Raw genomic sequence first — 14,763 nt, 5'->3', positions numbered from 1 at the left:
CATGTCGTTGCAGGCTGACCGCCAAGTCAGCCAAGGACAGTTATCAAGACATTCGACTCTTGAGAAAATCGGTTATCACACCAGCCGTGATCGCTGGATGCTCCTCAGGGAAGAAGTGTCCTCCCGTCATCGGCCTTCCCTGTACATCGATCGCCCACCGGCGCCAGAGGGCCAAGGGACCCCCAGCATCGTCGTACCAGCTCGCCAAGGCGCCGCTTTCGCTCCAAAGGGCGAGCAGAGGGCAATTGATGCGCCGGCCAGCACCGAGATCTGCCGCGTCGTTCTCGCGGTCGATACTCGACGCTGCGCGATATTCCTCGCAGATTGCATGGATATGGCCAGGATCGCTCAGGGCGGCAATATAGGTCTCTCGAACCCAGTCGGGAAAAACGTCTCGCGGTGTTCCCCACTCACCAAGCGCATTGTCCACGACCGCGTCGGGCGCGGAGAAAATTAGGCGCTCTGGAAGAGGAGATGGTTGCGCGAGCAACGAAAACGGCCAGAAAGCCAAGGCAAGGCGCGCGTCAGCGCGATCCCACACGTCGAAAGTTGGCACAACGTCCAACACCGCGACGTGAGATACGCATGCGGGATGGTCAAGCGCGGCCCGATAGGCAACTCTGCCTCCTCGATCGTGGCCGACTATGGCGAAGCGATCATGGCCGGCGGATCGCATGGCTTCCACCAGCGTCGTGGCGATCTCGCGCTTCGACATAGCGTCTCTCAAGCGCTCGTCTGGACAATTGCTTCGCCCGTATCCGGGCAGGTCGGCCGCAATCACCTTATATTCGCCCGCCAACAATGGGGCGATCTCGCGCCACATCAGGTTCGTCTCTGGAAAGCCGTGCAGGAGAAGTACGGGAAACCCGTCGCCACCTTCGTAAAGGAAAATTGCGCCGCGCTCGCCTTCAACCACGCGGCTTGTGAAGCCGGGAATCTCTGTCGTATCTTTCATCATGACTTTAGAACGGCAACGAGCCGCTAAAGTTCATAGCGGGTCAGCCGAACGAACGTCGTCGCCTTGAACCGCACCAGATTCGCTAGTGATCCTTCGGCCGCCTTGCCTCGAACTCGGCCTTTTGGCCTCCGACGCGTCGGTCTGGTGGAGCGCCTGCCATTCGGCATAGGGCATGCCGTAAACGATCTCGCGCGACTCGTCCTTGGAGAGCGCGACCCCCTCGGCCTCGGCCGCGTCGCGATACCAGTTGGAAAGGCAGTTGCGGCAGAAGCCGGCAAGGTTCATCAGGTCGATGTTCTGCACGTCGCCGCGCTGGCGCAGGTGGTCGATCAGCCGGCGGAAGGCGGCGGCCTCGAAATCGCGCTTCTGCTCGTCGCTGAGTTCGGTCATGTCATGCACTCCTTGAGCCCTTCTCAGGCCCTATGATACCGGCCCGGTGCGCGAGCCGAACATCTTCACCCGATGTATATCGGGACGGCGGTCGATCGCGTCAACGATCGGCGCCAGCCGCTCGGCCCAGGCGAGGGCGCCCTCGCGCCCGGCGATCAGATCCTGGCGGATCTCGAGCAGCGCGTGGGCAAAGCCGTTGACGATGGCGTGGCGGAACATGGTGTCGCCGCGCAGCGCCCCGTCATAGGGTTCGTTGTCGCCGACGACGAGGTTCTTGTCCTCGGCCAGCATGTCGATCAGCGGCCGCGCCACGCGGTCGTCCAGGTCCCACAATATGCCTACATGCCAGGGCCGCCGGATGCCTTGCATGACGGGCGTAAAGGAATGGATTGAGAAGATGAAGGGCGCCTTGGCTGACGCCTCGGCCACCGAGGCGATCATGGCGCCGACGGCGTCGTGATAGGGCCGGTAGAAGCGGTCGAGCCGTCGCTCGCGCTCTTCTGGAGCCATCGGATAATTGCCCGGCACGATGGTGCCGTCATAAAGCTGGCGGATCAGCGTCGGGTCGTCTTCGCCGCGATTGGGATCGATCAAAAGCCGCGAGAAATTGGCCAGCACTGCCGGCACGCCGAGCGTCGCCGCCAGTTCGCGCGTCACCGTCTCGACGCCGATGTCGTAGGCGATGTGGCGGTCGAACTCGCTCGCCGGCAGGCCGAGGCTGCCATACTCTTCCGGCAGCGCGCGGCGGGCATGATCGCCAAGCAGAACGATGCCTCGCTTGCGGTCGCCTTCGACGATATCGAAAGGCGCGAAAACTGTGGATCGGGTCATCGGCTGGAAATGGTCTGGTCGCTGGCTTCCCGGCAGGGTGGTAACGTCATTCCACGAAGAGGACGCTGGCGCAATGCCGTTGTTTGGCCACGGTTTCTGCGAAGAATCCAACGCATGGCGGCAAATCGCGCCTGGGGCCTTTCTAAATCGATTGGAATTGAACAAAACGGCGCGTTGACATGCGCCCGGAGTTTGCCGAAAAGGGGCGTCGAGAGATGCAGATGTCGTTCTTGAGGGGTTTCAGGATGGGTTCCGCCGGCAGGCCGCGCATGCGCCGCGCCTTCGCCTTGCCGATCCTGACCGTCGTCACCGGGCTCACAGCCATGGTCGCGGCGTCGCCCGCCCGGGCCGATTTCCGCGTCTGCAACGCCACCCAGAACCTGGTCGGCGTCGGCATCGGCTACCGCGCCAAGGCCGGCTGGATCACCGAGGGCTGGTGGCACATCGAAGGGTCGAGCTGCAAGACGCTGATCGAGGGTCCGCTGTCATCAAGGTTTTACTATCTTTATGCAGAAGACGCCGAGCGCGGCGGGCGCTGGGACGGCCCGATCAACATGTGCGTGGCCGAAAAAGAGTTCAAGATCGCCGGCGTAACCGATTGCGTCGCCCGGGGCTTCCAACGCGCCGGATTTCAGGAATATGACACGGGCGAGCAGGCAAGCTGGATGGTCCAGCTGACCGACGAGCCCGCAACGGGAGGCGCACCAGCGGCCCCCGCCCCGGGAACAAACAGTCAATGAGACGTAACCGTAAGGTCAAGATCCTCGCCACCATCGGTCCGGCTTCCTCTTCAGAGGAGATGCTGAAGAAGCTCTTCGAAGCCGGCGCCGATGTCTTCCGCATCAATATGAGCCATACCGACCACGATTTGATGCGCACGCTGGTCGGGCGCATCCGCGCGGTCGAGGAAACGGTCGGCCGCCCGATCGGCATTCTCGCCGACCTGCAAGGGCCGAAGCTCAGGGTCGGCAAGTTCGCTAATGGCAAGGAGACGCTCAGCGTCGGCCAGACCTTCACGCTCGACAACAATCCGGAGCCGGGCACGTCGAGCAGGGTCTACCTGCCGCATCCGGAAATCCTGAGCTCGGTCGAGGCAGGCCATCGCCTTTTGATCGACGACGGCAAGCTGGAGCTCAGGGCGCTGAAGAGCGACGGCAAGTCGATCACTTGCACCGTCGTCGCCGGCACCACGATTTCCGACAAGAAGGGCGTCAGCCTGCCCGACACCGACCTGCCGGTCGGCGCGCTGACCGAGAAGGACCGCGCCGATCTCGACGCGGTGCTGGCGGCAAGCGTCGACTGGGTGGCGCTGTCCTTCGTGCAACGGCCGGAAGATCTCGCCGAAGCGCGCAAGATCGCGCGCGGCCGGGCGCTGATCATGGCCAAGATCGAGAAGCCGCAGGCGGTTACCCGCCTGGCGGAGATCATCGAACTGTCGGACGCGCTGATGGTCGCGCGCGGCGACCTCGGCGTCGAGATGCCGCTCGAGGCGGTGCCCGGCATCCAGAAGCAGATCACGCGTGCGGCGCGCCGCGCCGGCAAGCCGGTGGTGATCGCAACGCAGATGCTGGAATCGATGATCACCGCGCCGGTGCCGACCCGCGCCGAGGTGTCTGACGTGTCGATCGCCGTGTTCGAGGGCGCCGACGCCATTATGCTTTCGGCCGAATCCGCGGCCGGCGCCTATCCGGTCGAGGCCGTGGCGATGATGAACCGTATCGCCACCAAGGTCGAAACCGACCCGACCTATGCCGGCATCATCAACGCGCAGCGCTCGGAACCGGAAGCGACGGGCGCCGATGCGATATCGCTCGCCGCTCGCGAAATCGCCGAAACGCTGAAACTGTCGGCGATCGTCACCTATACGGCCTCCGGCACGACCGGCCTGCGCGCCGCGCGCGAGCGACCGCAAGTGCCGATCGTGGCGCTGTCGCCGATCCTCAACACGGCGCGGCGGCTGTCGCTTTTGTGGGGCACGCATTGCGTGGTGTCGCCCGATGCCGTCGACCTCGACGACATGGTCGACCGCGCCTGCCGCATCGCGATAGACGAGGGCTTCGGCAAGCCGGGCGACCGCGTCATCATCACCGCGGGCGTGCCGCTGAGGACGCCGGGCTCGACCAACATGCTGCGCATCGCCTATGTCGGGTCGGAGACGCAGACCAGCCGCACCTGACTTCTCGGTTTAGTCCGCTGCAGTTCCGAGCGCTCTTGCCGCACCTTCGCCGTGATCGACACGCCGCAGGAAGTGGCGCGCGCGAGGGATGGGATCATGCAGATACTGATCCGGCCCGCGCATCTTGCGCCGGTTGAGTTCGACGGTCTCGAGCAGATCGAAGTCGACCCTTTCGAGCGCGCAGTGCCATCCGGCGCTGTGCGCGGCCCATCCCCTTTTGTGGTGTTGCAGAAGCCGCTCGCGCCGGGAATAGCCATGGTAGTCGAAGGCGATCACGCCGTTCGTCACATAGATGTGATTTCCCGAAAAGCCTTCGCCTGGAATGATCCGCTCGCCGTAAAATCCGCCCTTGGGAGGATGACCGAGGAAAGTGCCCGCAAGGATGTGGCAGGCGCCGTAGCCAAAGAAAATGCGGTCCGGCAGCGCCCAGAATTTTTCGGGGTTTTTCTTGATGCCGTGCTTCAGGACATACATCAGGTCGGCGCCAGCTCGGCGCCGGGCACCGTGATGTCGGGGCATTGTCCCTGGTTGTAGGCATCGTCGGCAAGCCGCGCCTCGACGCTCCTCGCCATCGCCTGCAGGTCGATGCTCTTGCCGGCGGTCTTCTCGATGGCGCCGACGACGAGATCCGGCGCGATCCAGTCGGGTTTGTGGCCGAGATTGTGTACCCAGACCAGCTCGGCGCCGGGGATATCGCGGGCAAGGCCGGTCGAATGGATGGTGGCGTAGACCACCTTGTCGCGGTCACCGGAAATGATGACGGTCGGCGCCTTGATGTCATGGTAGTGCGGCGAAGCGTCGAGCGCGTAGCTGTAGAGCCCAGCCACATCGGCGGCGTTGGCGCGAAAGGCGCCTGGCCGCAGCACCAGGGGGATCGAGGCGGTGGCGACGTAGCCGTCCGGCGCCTTGTTGGGAGAAAAGACGCAGGCCGTGGCAGCATCGATGCGCAGCGCTCCGGCCGGATAGGCTAGCGTCTCGGAAAACAGCGGGCCGATCAGCGGAATGGCCGTCAGATTGTAGTACCAGGCCGTCGCCCCGCCCGGCCAGGGATGGCTGGCGGGCGACAGGAAGACGAGGCCCAGCGTCTTGTCCGGATGCTTGCGGGCAAAGGCGGTGGCGACTGCGCCGCCGAAGGAGTGGCCGACGACGATCGCCTTCCTCATCGCAAGCTGATCCATCAGCGCGGCGATGGTGTCGGCCTGCGCCAGCAAGGTCTCGTTGTCGCCGCGCTCAGACCAGCCGAAGCCGGGCCGGTCCAGAAACAGCATCTCGGCCCGGCCTTCGAGCAGCGGCCGCAGCGGCAGCATCTGATCCTTGAGATTGGCGCTGGCGCCGTGGATGAAGACGATCGGCGGCAGTTCCGCATTGGCCGGCGCCGGAACATGGACATAATGGATGCGTGCGCCGCCGATGTCGGCGAAGTCGCCGACCGGCAGGTTGCGGCGCTCGATCAGCCAGGCACCGGCGCGGGTGACGCCGACAAAGGCAAGGACGAGCGCGAGGAAGAAGGCAAACGCAGCGTAGATGAGGTTCATGATGGAGAATACGGAACGGAGCGGAAATAGTTCTGGAGGAGGGGCTTAGGCAGTAGGCAGTAGGCAGTAGGCAGTAGGCAGTAGGCAGTAGGCAGTAGGCAGTAGGGGATGTTTCTCACTACTGCCTAGCGCCTAATGCCTATTCCCTTAAATGCCTTCGCCGGCAAGCTCTTCCGACAGCGTGCCGACCTGGTCCTGGGCGCTGCGCATCATCGGGTAGATGGCGAGCACCTTCTGCCAGGCCTCCAGCGCCGACTGCTTGTGGCCGGTTTCGGCCATGATCTGCGCCAGGCCGGACAGGGCGCCGAAATGGCGCGGCTCGAGATGCAGCGTGTGGTCGATGTCGGACATCGACTTGCCGTAGTTCTTCATCATGAAATGCAGCGTGGCGCGCCGGTTCCAGCCTTCGGCATAGGTCGGCTGCAAGGTCACCACCTGGTCGAGGAAATCGAGCGCGACGTCGTATTTCTGGTCTTCCATCGCCTTTTGCGACCATTGCATCATCAGGTCGATCGAGGCGCTGCCGGATTGCGACCATTCGCTCCAGATGCGCTGGGCAATGCGCTCGGCGGCCTTTTCATTGCGCTCGCGCTTCAGGTCGGTGAACAGCTGGTCGAGGCGGGCTTGCTTGGTCGCAGCCACAGGCGGCGCGACCGGATCATTCGCCCAAGCGGGCGCCAAAGCGGCCGGCAGGACAGCGCCGGACAGGCAAAGGGTCGCGAGGAATGCAAAACGAATCCGCATCGCCGGAATCTAATCCCGGACGGCGGATCGGCAAAGTGATTTTAGCGTGAAGGAGCCGGCAAGCCGGCAATACCATCATAGACGCGCGGCGTGGTCTCTATGTGCATGTCGTTGTCCCAAAACCGCTTGGCACCTTTGGGCGACATGCACTAAGCCGCGCGCAAAGCTCAGCCCTGGCGCGCCTTGTAACGCGGGGCGGTCTTGTTGATGATGTAGATGCGACCCTTGCGACGAACCAGCTGGTTGTCGCGGTGACGCGCCTTCAGCGCCTTGAGCGAATTCTTGATCTTCATGGTCTTGCCTGTTCGGTCGGGGCCCGCTGCCGGGCCGAATTTTAAAGGCGCGCCCGAAAAAGCGCGCCTTTGAACTTGCGTGGCTCATAAACGAGGAGCCTTGCCCGTGTCAACCGCAAGCGTGCTTTATCGCCGGCTGAAATCGCGGGCAATCAAATGTTCGCCATCTCCGCTGCGTGGCATTGCGCAGCCGGGGTCGGGCTGGAATGGTGCCGTCGCCTCGCAAGATGATTTGGAGACGCACATGCGCCTGATGGTTCTGTCCACCTGTCTTGCCGTGCTGGCGGCGGCCCCGGTCGCGCGGGCGCAGGAATGCGACCGCAACGACGACAGCCAGCAGATGATGAATATCTGCGCAAATGCCGACTACCAGGCGGCGGACGCCAAGCTCAATGCAACCTACAAGGGTCTTGTCGGCGATGGCGACGAGAAATCCAACAAATTGCTGCAGGCGGCGCAGCGCGCCTGGATCACGTTCCGCGACGCGGAATGCGCCTATTCCGCCGCGGACAGCGAGGGCGGCTCCATCTACCCGATGGAGGTCTCGCAATGCCTGACGGAGCTGACCAATGAGCGCGTCAAGCAGCTCACGTCCGGCCGCAACTGCCAGGAAGGCGACGCGACCTGCGCCAGCCCGGACGAGGACGAAGACCAGGACATGCAGTAAGCCGGTGCTCAGCTTCGACGGCTGATCCGGGTGAAATGGCCCATCTTGCGGCCGGCGCGCGCCTCGGCCTTGCCGTAGAGATGCAACATCAGGTCGGGCTCGGCGAGCAAGGCCGGAACGCGGCTGACGTCGTCGCCGATCAGGTTTTCCATGACGCAGTCCGAGTGACGGCCGGGCGTGCCCAGCGGCAGGCCGGCAACGGCGCGGATATGCTGCTCGAACTGCGAGACCGTCGCGGCGGCCTCCGTCCAGTGGCCGGAATTGTGGACGCGCGGCGCCATCTCGTTGGCGAGCAGCGAGCCGTCGGCGAGCACGAAGAACTCGACGCCGATGACGCCGACATAATCCAGCGCCGCCAGTACCTTTGCCACCGCGGCCTGCGCGGCGGCCGCCGTTTCATGGCTGATCCCGGCCGGCAGGGTCGAAGTGTGCAGGATGCCGTCGCGATGGACATTCTCGGCCGGATCGTAGGCGGCGATGCTGCCGTCAAGGCCGCGCGCGGCGATCACCGATATCTCGCGCTCGAAGGCGACGAAGGATTCGAGGATCAGCGGCACATTGCCCATCGCCTCGCAGGTGCCGGAAAAGCCGCCGGTGTCCATGTTGCGGAAGACGCGCTGGCCCTTGCCGTCATAGCCCAGGCGCCGGGTCTTCAGGATGCCGCTGCCGCCGAATTCCTTCAGCGCGGCCGTCAGTTCGGCATCGTTGTCGATCGCGCGGAAATCGGCGGTCGAAATGCCGACGCCGTTGAGAAACTTCTTCTCGGCCAGCCGGTCCTGCGCCACTTCGAGGGCGCGCGCCGGCGGGTAGACCGGCACCTTGGCGGCCAGCGTGCTGGCGGCGGCCACCGGCACGTTCTCGAATTCGTAGGTGACGACGGCGCTGGCCGCGGCGAGTTCGGCGAGGGCCTCTGCATCGTCATAGGCGGCTGTTATCTGGCGGTTGGCGACCTGGGCCGCCGGGCAATCGGCCTGCGGTTCAAGCACCACGGTGCGATAGCCGAGACGGGCCGCGGCCATCGCCAGCATGCGGCCGAGCTGGCCGCCACCGATAATGCCGATGGTCGATCCCGCAGGCAGGCTCATGGCGCGTCCGTCGGTTCGGCGGCAACCTTGGCGGTCTGGGCGGCGCGCCACGCGTCGAGCCGGGCGGCCAGCCGGTCGTCGTTCAGCGCCAGCACGGCGGCGGCGAGAAGAGCGGCATTCGCGGCACCCGCCTTGCCGATGGCGAGCGTGCCGACCGGAATGCCGGCCGGCATCTGGACGATGGAGAGCAGCGAATCCTGGCCGGACAGCGCCTTCGATTCCACCGGCACGCCGAAGACAGGAAGCGGCGTCATCGCCGCCGTCATGCCGGGCAGGTGCGCAGCACCGCCGGCGCCGGCGATGATCACCTTGTAGCCGGCCGCCTTGGCACTCTTGGCGAAATCATAGAGCCGGTCGGGTGTGCGGTGGGCGGAGACGATCAGCCGCTTGTGCGGGATGCCCAGCGCCTCCAGCGTTTCGGCGGCGTGGCGCATCGTCGCCCAGTCGGACTGGCTGCCCATGATGATGGCGACGTCGGCACGCTGATCGGTCAAGGTCTTCGCTCCCGGCGGCAAAGGCGCGCATTAGCGGAATTCGCCGGCAACGGCAAGGACGCGCCGGCATCGCGAGGCCGGCGGCCATAAATCGGCTTACACGGCCGCCTTGCGGAAGCGGGCGACGAAGTCGTCGAGTTCGGGCCGCTCCATGTCCGAGATCGCCCAGTAGGAGAAGGCCCCGTCGCTCCAGTGGACCAGCGAGAAGCCGCCGGACGATAGGTCTTCGGGCTGGCTGGCACTGCCACCCTGCTGCGGCTCGGCGACCAGCGTGATCAGGTGTTCGCGATGGCGATAGACCAATGCCGGCACGGGCCGGTCGGCGATCACTTCGACCCGGCCGCCGATCAGCGCATAGCCGTCCTGCGCGAGGTCGGGCGCCGGGGGCGACACGCCGATGCGGGCGTCGAGCCACGGCTTCACGGTGTGGCGGTCGGACGAAACGATGTCGATCGGGCTGGCGGCGAGCAGGCTGCGGCGATGGCCGCTGGCGACCGCCGCGGCAAAGCTGTCGGACGCGCCGTTGAACATCAGCCATTGCGTTGCGCCGCTGGCCAGCACCGCGCTGATCACAATCGACGCCGCCAGCGCCCGCCAATCGAACGAGCCAAAAAGGCGTGTCTTTGACGATGGCCGCGTCTGGGAGGGACGCGTCCCGGTTTCTCGCCTCTGGCCTCCGTCAGCGCCCGCAATCAATCTTGGTAGCGCCGGCGACGCACCCCGCTGCGGCTCTGCCGCCTCGGCGGGCGCCTGCTGTTCGATGCCCGCCATGCCGATCGCCGCGATGCGGGCCCGAAAGGCATCGCTGACATCGGGACGCGGCAAGCGGCTGACCGCCGCTTGCAACGCGACGATGCGGGCATGCTCGGCGGCAAGCGCCGGGTCGGCGGCGATGCGCCGCTCCACGGCCAACGCCGCTGCCGCATCAAGTTCGCCATCCACAAGGGCATGGATCATAAGTCTGATACCTTCCGGATCGTTGGGCAGTCCGTCGTCATGTCCGGTCATGGCGCTCTCCCCAGTTCAGACACAAGCAGGCCGCGGGCGCGCGCCAGCCGCGACATCACGGTGCCGATCGGCACGCCGAGCATGGCCGCTATCTCGCGGTAGCTCAGGCCGTTGATATCGCGCAGCACCAGCGTCTCGCGGAACGGCCGCGGCAGTGCCGCTATCGCCGCCCCAAGTGCCGCCATATCGGCCTTGGCGATGAGGCTCGCCTCGAGACCATTGTCATCCGGCAGGCCGGCGCCATGCGCCGCCGCCATCTCGTCGAGATCGCCGAGGTCGCCGACGGCGATCGTGCCGCGCGGCCGGTTGCGCGACATCCAGCTGTAGGCGGTGTTGCGCACGATGGTCAGCAGCCAGGCGCGGGCGTTGCCGCCGGCGTAGCCGGCAATCCCGGCATGCGCCTTGAGGCAGGCTTCCTGCACCACATCCTCGGCGTCTGCGGCGTTGCCGGTCAGCCAGCGGGCGAGCGCAAGCGCGTCGCCGAGATGGGGCAGCACCACCGCGCCGAAGCGCTCGGCCAGGGCCTTTTCGCTCAACACCGCACCATTGTCCGGCACCCCGGGCTGGGTCCGCCGCGCGCCTTCAGGGAGCGACGGTGATCCTGCCCTGCATGTGCGGGTGAAGCCCGCAGAAATAGGCAAAATCGCCTGCTTTGGCGAAGGTGAATTCATATGTGTCACCGGTGTCAAGCGCCTTGGAGCGGAAGGAGGAATCGTTGGCGACGACCAGATGTGGGATGTCGTCGTCGTTGCGGAAGGTCACAGTGGTGCCGGGCTTGATCGTCAGCACCGGCGGCGTGAAGGCGAAGTTCTCGATCTTGACCATCGGCGCGTCCGCCGCGCTGAGCGGCTGGGAGGTCGCCGTGGTCAGGGCGAAGGCGGTCAGCATCGCGGCCATGTGCCGGGCCGGAAGGCGTATGCAGATCATGTTGGGCTCCTTTGCCGTTCAGGCGTCGGCCAGTGTCGAATCGATGATGGCGAGGTCCTTGCCGCCTTGCTTGACCATGACGCGGCTGGTGCCGAGCAGGCCCCGCAGCTGGCCGGCCGGCACCGTCATCGGTCCGGGCGAGGCAGCGGTGCCGGGCGCCGGCTGCGGAAAAGCGGTCGAGCGCGCGGTGTGGAAGGTGACGTTGCCTTCCACCTTCTGCATGATCTGATGGATGTGGCCGTTGAGCACGGTGACCGAGCCGAAGCGCTTGAGCAGGCCGAGTGCTTGCGCCGCGTCGTCGGTGCCCCAGCCCCATTCTGGATAGACCGCCCACAGCGGAATATGGGCGAAGACGACGACCGGCGTCGAGGCGCTGACGGCCTTCAAATCGTCCGCCAGCCAGGCGAGTTGCTCGGCACCGAGGTTGCCGAGCCCGCCGGCTTTCAGGTTCACGACATTGACGAGGGCCACGAAATGCACGCCGTTCTGGTCGAACGAGTACCAGCCGGCGCCTTTCGTGCCCTTGCCGTAGCGTTCGAGATAGGCCTGGCCGTTGCCCTCGTCGATCAGGTCATGCTCACCCGGGACGTAGTGCACGTCGAAGCCGGCGCCGCCGATGATCTGGGCGGCATTGTCGAACTGCGCCGGCTTGGAAAGATGGGTGATGTCGCCGGTGTGGATCAGGAAGGCGGGCTTTTGCTGCAGCGCCTGGATCTTGCCCATCGCCTCCTTCAGCGTGTCGATGGCATGCGGATTGGCCGCTTTGTCGAAGCCGATATGGCTGTCGGAGATCTGCAGGAAGGTGAAGCCGGTGGCCATGGCCTCGGCGGCTTGAGCAGCCCCGAGCAGGTTGAGCGATACGGGCACGCCGCCCGAAATCGTCCACAGCACGCCGGTGCCGGCCCAGATCATGCATTCCAGCGCATGGCGGCGGCTGATGCCGTCGCCGCCGTCGTCATCGTGGTGATGGGTCATGTCGGTCTCCTCAACGCCCGAAGCGGCGTATGTCGAGGAGACCCGTCATGCCGGCGGTTTATTCCCGCCCGGCGAAAACCCGGCCGTTCACACTGTCGTGATCAGGAATGCCTAGTCCGGCCAGCGCAAGGCACCGGCTGAATCCTTGCGGGCCACCTTCATTGCGTCCGCCGGGCGGTCCTTGGCGGTCAGCACGGCGCGCAGGCGCTCGGCGACGATCTCGGCCTCGCCGGGATGGAGATTGCAGGGATCGAGGAAGAAATGGCCGCGTTCGACCTCGTGGTTGCGCACGATGATCGGCGGTGAGCCGGCGGCCAGCGCCGAGGCGAGGCCGGTGGCGGTGAAGCGGCTTTCGGGCGCGACGAATATCTGCAGGCGGTCGAGCGGATTGGCGGTCGGGTCGGGGATGATGCGCGCGACGATGCCGGGCAGGCCCTGCAGCGCGTCCTTCCACAGGTTGAGCGCCGCTTCCTCGCGCTTGCGGATGCCGGCATGGTCGCGCTTCTCCCACGCTTCCAGCGCGGCAATCGTGCCGGCGATGCTTTCCTTGCCGACCTTCATGGCCCGAGCGACGCCACGGTTCTGCAGATAGGCGGCGCGCACCAGGTCCTTGCGGCCGGTGACGATGCCGCTGGTCGGGCCGGAGAGGAATTTGTGGCCGCTGTAGACGACGATGTCGGCGCCGCGCGCGAGGAAGCTGCGCAGATCATATTCCGAGGCGGCGTCGACGATCACCGGCACGCCCTTGGCATGGCAGATCTCGCAGAACTCCTCCAGCGACAGCATGCCGTACTGCACGGTGTGATGGGCGACGACGTAGAGGGCGGCCGCCGTGCGCTCGTTGATCGCCTCGCGTACATGATAGTCCTGCGTGACGCTGACGGTGCCCGCCGGGACGACCCTGGCGCCGGCCAGCCGGATCGACTGGTCGATCGGCGCGCCGTAGTTGACGATGTGGCCGAGCTGGATGACGACCTCCGACTTCAGCCCTTCCGTATCGTCTGGCAGCCGCTCGATCGCCAGAAGGTTGGTGCCGGTCATCGCGCCGGCGATCGCCATGGTGATGCCTGAGGCGCAGCAGGCGGTGATGAATCCGGCCTCGCCGCCCGTCAGCCGCGCGACGACCGTGCTGGCAGCGCGCTGCAGGTCGTCCATCTCCACCCATTGCGAGGCGATCTCCGTCATTGCCGCGATCGCTTCCGGAACGATGATCGAGGCGCCGAGCGTCGTCATCGTGCCGGAGACGTTGATGATCGGGCGCAGGCCGAGCCGTTCGCGGATTGTCATGTTGGAGATCGTCATCTTCTGGAATCCCGTATTGAAAAGACCTCAGGCGGCGATTTCGACCACCGCCTCGATTTCGACCGTGATGTTGCCCGGCAGCGAGCCGACGCCGATCGCCGAGCGGGCATGGCCGCCGATCTTATCAAAGACGTCGGCGAAAAGATCGGAGCAGCCATTGACCACCTTGGGATGGTCGCTGAAGGTCGGCGTGGCGTTGACGAAGCCGAGCAGTTTCACCACGCGCACGATGCGGCCGAGGTCGCCGGCAGCGGCATGCATGACGGCAAGCAGGTTGAGCCCGGTGAGGCGGGCGTGCGCATAGGCTTCCTCCACCGTCACGTCCTCGCCCACCTTGCCGGTGCACAGCGTGCCGTCGGCGCGCAACGGCCCCTGGCCGGAGAGGAAGATCAGCCGGCCGCTCTCGGCGTGGGTGACGAAGTTGGCGATGGGCGTCGGCGGCTCGGGCAGCTTCAGGCCGAGTTCGGCGAGCCGGATATAGGGCGTCATGTAGTCTCCTTGCGGCTTCTCTTTGTTCTACGCAACTCCGGACGGAAAACGGCTTGCACTTTTCCTGGAGTTGCCTGGGTCGCCGCCCGATGTCAGAAATGCGAGGCGCGGAACCGCGCCAGGAAGCTGCGGAGGCGCTCGTTGGTGGTCTCCGCCGCCAGGATCTCCTTCGGCGGGCCGACGGCACTGACCCCACCATCGGCCATGAAGACGATGCGGCTGGACGCATCGCGGGCGAAGGCCATCTCATGCGTCACCATCAGCATGGTCATGCCGTCCTCGGCGAGGCTGCGCACCACGGCCAAGACCTCGCCGACCAGTTCCGGATCGAGCGCCGAGGTGATCTCGTCGAGAAGCAGGATCTTCGGCTCCATGGCCACCGCGCGCGCGATGCCGACGCGCTGCTGCTGGCCGCCGGACAGCTCGGCCGGCAGGCTGTCGGCCTTGTGGGCGAGGCCAACGCGGCCGAGCCAGTGCTCGGCGATCGAGCGCGCCTCGGCCGCGCTCTTGCCCCGCACCTTGGTGAGGCCGAGCATGATGTTGCCGGCCGCGGTCAGATGCGGGAACAGGTTGAAGCCCTGGAACACCATGCCGGTCTCGGCGCGCATGCTGGCCAAGTCGCGCTCGCTGCGGCGCTGGCGCGTTGCGGCGTCGCGGTAGCCGACCTCCCTGCCGTCGATGCGGATCGAGCCGCTGTCGTAGCTTTCGAGGAAGTTGACGCAGCGCAGCAGCGTGGTCTTGCCGCTGCCTGACGGCCCGATGACCGTCACCACCTCGCCGCGCGTCACCTCGAGGCTGACAGAGCGCAGCACCGCGACGGCACCGAAGGCCTTGGACACATCGCGGACTTCGAGCAGCGCGGGACGGGCGTTTGAGGCGTCGGACATCA

General features: G+C 65.7%; 18 protein-coding genes and 1 pseudogene. 3 read left to right on the top strand and 16 right to left on the bottom strand.

What is annotated here, in order from left to right; genetic code table 11:
• Positions 1-43 precede the first annotated feature (43 nt).
• From EN786_RS15070 to EN786_RS15060, 3 genes and pseudogenes are all read right to left on the bottom strand, one after another.
• A complete protein-coding gene (locus EN786_RS15070) occupies positions 44-958 on the bottom strand; it encodes an alpha/beta hydrolase (RefSeq protein ID WP_320255269.1) in 915 nt (304 codons plus the stop codon).
• Positions 959-1,040: 82 nt separating this feature from the next.
• Positions 1,041-1,348: pseudogene (locus EN786_RS15065) on the bottom strand (DUF1244 domain-containing protein).
• Positions 1,349-1,378: 30 nt separating this feature from the next.
• A complete protein-coding gene (locus EN786_RS15060; protein ID WP_127309951.1) occupies positions 1,379-2,179 on the bottom strand; it encodes an N-formylglutamate amidohydrolase in 801 nt (266 codons plus the stop codon).
• Positions 2,180-2,448: 269 nt separating this feature from the next.
• Here EN786_RS15060 and EN786_RS15055 point away from each other — a divergent pair, with 269 nt between their 5' ends.
• Complete coding sequence (locus EN786_RS15055; protein WP_189340445.1) at positions 2,449-2,919, top strand: DUF1036 domain-containing protein; 471 nt, start codon at positions 2,449-2,451, stop codon at positions 2,917-2,919.
• Positions 2,916-4,355: a pyruvate kinase gene (pyk, locus tag EN786_RS15050; protein WP_127309949.1), complete on the top strand. Its 1,440-nt coding sequence runs from the start codon at positions 2,916-2,918 to the stop codon at positions 4,353-4,355. The genes EN786_RS15055 and pyk overlap by 4 nt, the downstream gene beginning before the upstream one ends.
• Positions 4,356-4,364: 9 nt before the next feature.
• Here the strand turns inward: pyk and EN786_RS15045 are convergent, their stop codons facing one another.
• From EN786_RS15045 to ykgO, 4 genes are all read right to left on the bottom strand, one after another.
• Positions 4,365-4,829, bottom strand: a complete 465-nt coding sequence (locus EN786_RS15045) for a hypothetical protein (RefSeq protein ID WP_127309948.1) — start codon at positions 4,827-4,829, stop codon at positions 4,365-4,367.
• The gene (locus EN786_RS15040; protein WP_127309947.1) at positions 4,829-5,890 is read right to left on the bottom strand and encodes an alpha/beta hydrolase; all 1,062 of its coding nucleotides are present in this window, start codon (positions 5,888-5,890) and stop codon (positions 4,829-4,831) included. The genes EN786_RS15045 and EN786_RS15040 overlap by 1 nt, the downstream gene beginning before the upstream one ends.
• Before the next feature lie 147 nt (positions 5,891-6,037).
• Positions 6,038-6,634, bottom strand: a complete 597-nt coding sequence (locus tag EN786_RS15035) for a hypothetical protein (protein ID WP_127283853.1) — start codon at positions 6,632-6,634, stop codon at positions 6,038-6,040.
• 167 nt (positions 6,635-6,801) lie between these two features.
• Positions 6,802-6,927 carry a type B 50S ribosomal protein L36 gene (ykgO, locus tag EN786_RS15030; RefSeq protein WP_006203764.1) on the bottom strand — a complete coding sequence of 42 codons (126 nt, stop codon included), beginning with the start codon at positions 6,925-6,927 and terminating at the stop codon, positions 6,802-6,804.
• A gap of 244 nt (positions 6,928-7,171) precedes the next feature.
• On the opposite strand from ykgO, the gene EN786_RS15025 reads away from it, so the two are divergent.
• Positions 7,172-7,594, top strand: a complete 423-nt coding sequence (locus EN786_RS15025) for a lysozyme inhibitor LprI family protein (protein WP_127283852.1) — start codon at positions 7,172-7,174, stop codon at positions 7,592-7,594.
• 8 nt (positions 7,595-7,602) lie between these two features.
• Here the strand turns inward: EN786_RS15025 and EN786_RS15020 are convergent, their stop codons facing one another.
• From EN786_RS15020 to EN786_RS14980, 9 genes are all read right to left on the bottom strand, one after another.
• On the bottom strand, positions 7,603-8,679 hold the full coding sequence (locus EN786_RS15020; RefSeq protein ID WP_127309946.1) for a 5-(carboxyamino)imidazole ribonucleotide synthase: 1,077 nt from the start codon (positions 8,677-8,679) through the stop codon (positions 7,603-7,605).
• Complete coding sequence (gene purE / locus EN786_RS15015) at positions 8,676-9,173, bottom strand: 5-(carboxyamino)imidazole ribonucleotide mutase (RefSeq protein ID WP_127309945.1); 498 nt, start codon at positions 9,171-9,173, stop codon at positions 8,676-8,678. The genes EN786_RS15020 and purE overlap by 4 nt, the downstream gene beginning before the upstream one ends.
• Positions 9,174-9,269: 96 nt before the next feature.
• Positions 9,270-10,181, bottom strand: coding sequence for an anti-sigma factor (locus EN786_RS15010; protein ID WP_135908647.1), 912 nt, complete (start codon positions 10,179-10,181; stop codon positions 9,270-9,272).
• Positions 10,178-10,717, bottom strand: a complete 540-nt coding sequence (locus EN786_RS15005; RefSeq protein ID WP_127309943.1) for a sigma-70 family RNA polymerase sigma factor — start codon at positions 10,715-10,717, stop codon at positions 10,178-10,180. Before EN786_RS15005 ends, EN786_RS15010 begins: the two co-directional genes overlap by 4 nt.
• Before the next feature lie 46 nt (positions 10,718-10,763).
• Positions 10,764-11,108, bottom strand: coding sequence for a cupredoxin family copper-binding protein (locus EN786_RS15000; RefSeq protein WP_245478234.1), 345 nt, complete (start codon positions 11,106-11,108; stop codon positions 10,764-10,766).
• A gap of 18 nt (positions 11,109-11,126) precedes the next feature.
• Positions 11,127-12,083 (bottom strand): metallophosphoesterase, encoded by a 957-nt coding sequence (locus EN786_RS14995; protein WP_127309942.1) that lies wholly within the window; start codon positions 12,081-12,083, stop codon positions 11,127-11,129.
• A 111-nt stretch (positions 12,084-12,194) separates the two neighbouring features.
• Positions 12,195-13,385, bottom strand: coding sequence for an aminotransferase class V-fold PLP-dependent enzyme (locus EN786_RS14990; RefSeq protein ID WP_127309941.1), 1,191 nt, complete (start codon positions 13,383-13,385; stop codon positions 12,195-12,197).
• Between the two features lie 27 nt (positions 13,386-13,412).
• On the bottom strand, positions 13,413-13,874 hold the full coding sequence (locus tag EN786_RS14985; protein WP_135908644.1) for a RidA family protein: 462 nt from the start codon (positions 13,872-13,874) through the stop codon (positions 13,413-13,415).
• A 92-nt stretch (positions 13,875-13,966) separates the two neighbouring features.
• A complete protein-coding gene (locus tag EN786_RS14980; RefSeq protein ID WP_128346799.1) occupies positions 13,967-14,761 on the bottom strand; it encodes an amino acid ABC transporter ATP-binding protein in 795 nt (264 codons plus the stop codon).
• Positions 14,762-14,763 lie beyond the last annotated feature (2 nt).

The sequence above is a fragment of the Mesorhizobium sp. M4B.F.Ca.ET.143.01.1.1 genome (assembly GCF_004792275.1).
Classification (GTDB): Bacteria; Pseudomonadota; Alphaproteobacteria; order Rhizobiales; family Rhizobiaceae; genus Mesorhizobium; species Mesorhizobium abyssinicae.
The sequence above is the reverse complement of the archived record's forward strand: the minus strand, read 5'-3'. Positions and strand labels throughout refer to the sequence as shown.

Coding starts and splice junctions, on each gene's coding strand:
- EN786_RS14980 (WP_128346799.1), bottom strand. CDS start 14,761: ATGTCCGACGCCTCAAACGCCCGTCCCGCGCTGCTCGAAGTCCGCGAT.
- EN786_RS15055 (WP_189340445.1), top strand. CDS start 2,449: ATGCGCCGCGCCTTCGCCTTGCCGATCCTGACCGTCGTCACCGGGCTC.
- EN786_RS15025 (WP_127283852.1), top strand. CDS start 7,172: ATGCGCCTGATGGTTCTGTCCACCTGTCTTGCCGTGCTGGCGGCGGCC.
- EN786_RS15040 (WP_127309947.1), bottom strand. CDS start 5,890: ATGAACCTCATCTACGCTGCGTTTGCCTTCTTCCTCGCGCTCGTCCTT.
- ykgO (WP_006203764.1), bottom strand. CDS start 6,927: ATGAAGATCAAGAATTCGCTCAAGGCGCTGAAGGCGCGTCACCGCGAC.
- EN786_RS14985 (WP_135908644.1), bottom strand. CDS start 13,874: ATGACGCCCTATATCCGGCTCGCCGAACTCGGCCTGAAGCTGCCCGAG.
- EN786_RS15070 (WP_320255269.1), bottom strand. CDS start 958: ATGATGAAAGATACGACAGAGATTCCCGGCTTCACAAGCCGCGTGGTT.
- EN786_RS15045 (WP_127309948.1), bottom strand. CDS start 4,829: ATGTATGTCCTGAAGCACGGCATCAAGAAAAACCCCGAAAAATTCTGG.
- pyk (WP_127309949.1), top strand. CDS start 2,916: ATGAGACGTAACCGTAAGGTCAAGATCCTCGCCACCATCGGTCCGGCT.
- EN786_RS15020 (WP_127309946.1), bottom strand. CDS start 8,679: ATGAGCCTGCCTGCGGGATCGACCATCGGCATTATCGGTGGCGGCCAG.
- EN786_RS14990 (WP_127309941.1), bottom strand. CDS start 13,385: ATGACGATCTCCAACATGACAATCCGCGAACGGCTCGGCCTGCGCCCG.
- EN786_RS15060 (WP_127309951.1), bottom strand. CDS start 2,179: ATGACCCGATCCACAGTTTTCGCGCCTTTCGATATCGTCGAAGGCGAC.
- EN786_RS15035 (WP_127283853.1), bottom strand. CDS start 6,634: ATGCGGATTCGTTTTGCATTCCTCGCGACCCTTTGCCTGTCCGGCGCT.
- EN786_RS15010 (WP_135908647.1), bottom strand. CDS start 10,181: ATGACCGGACATGACGACGGACTGCCCAACGATCCGGAAGGTATCAGA.
- EN786_RS15000 (WP_245478234.1), bottom strand. CDS start 11,108: ATGATCTGCATACGCCTTCCGGCCCGGCACATGGCCGCGATGCTGACC.
- EN786_RS14995 (WP_127309942.1), bottom strand. CDS start 12,083: ATGACCCATCACCACGATGACGACGGCGGCGACGGCATCAGCCGCCGC.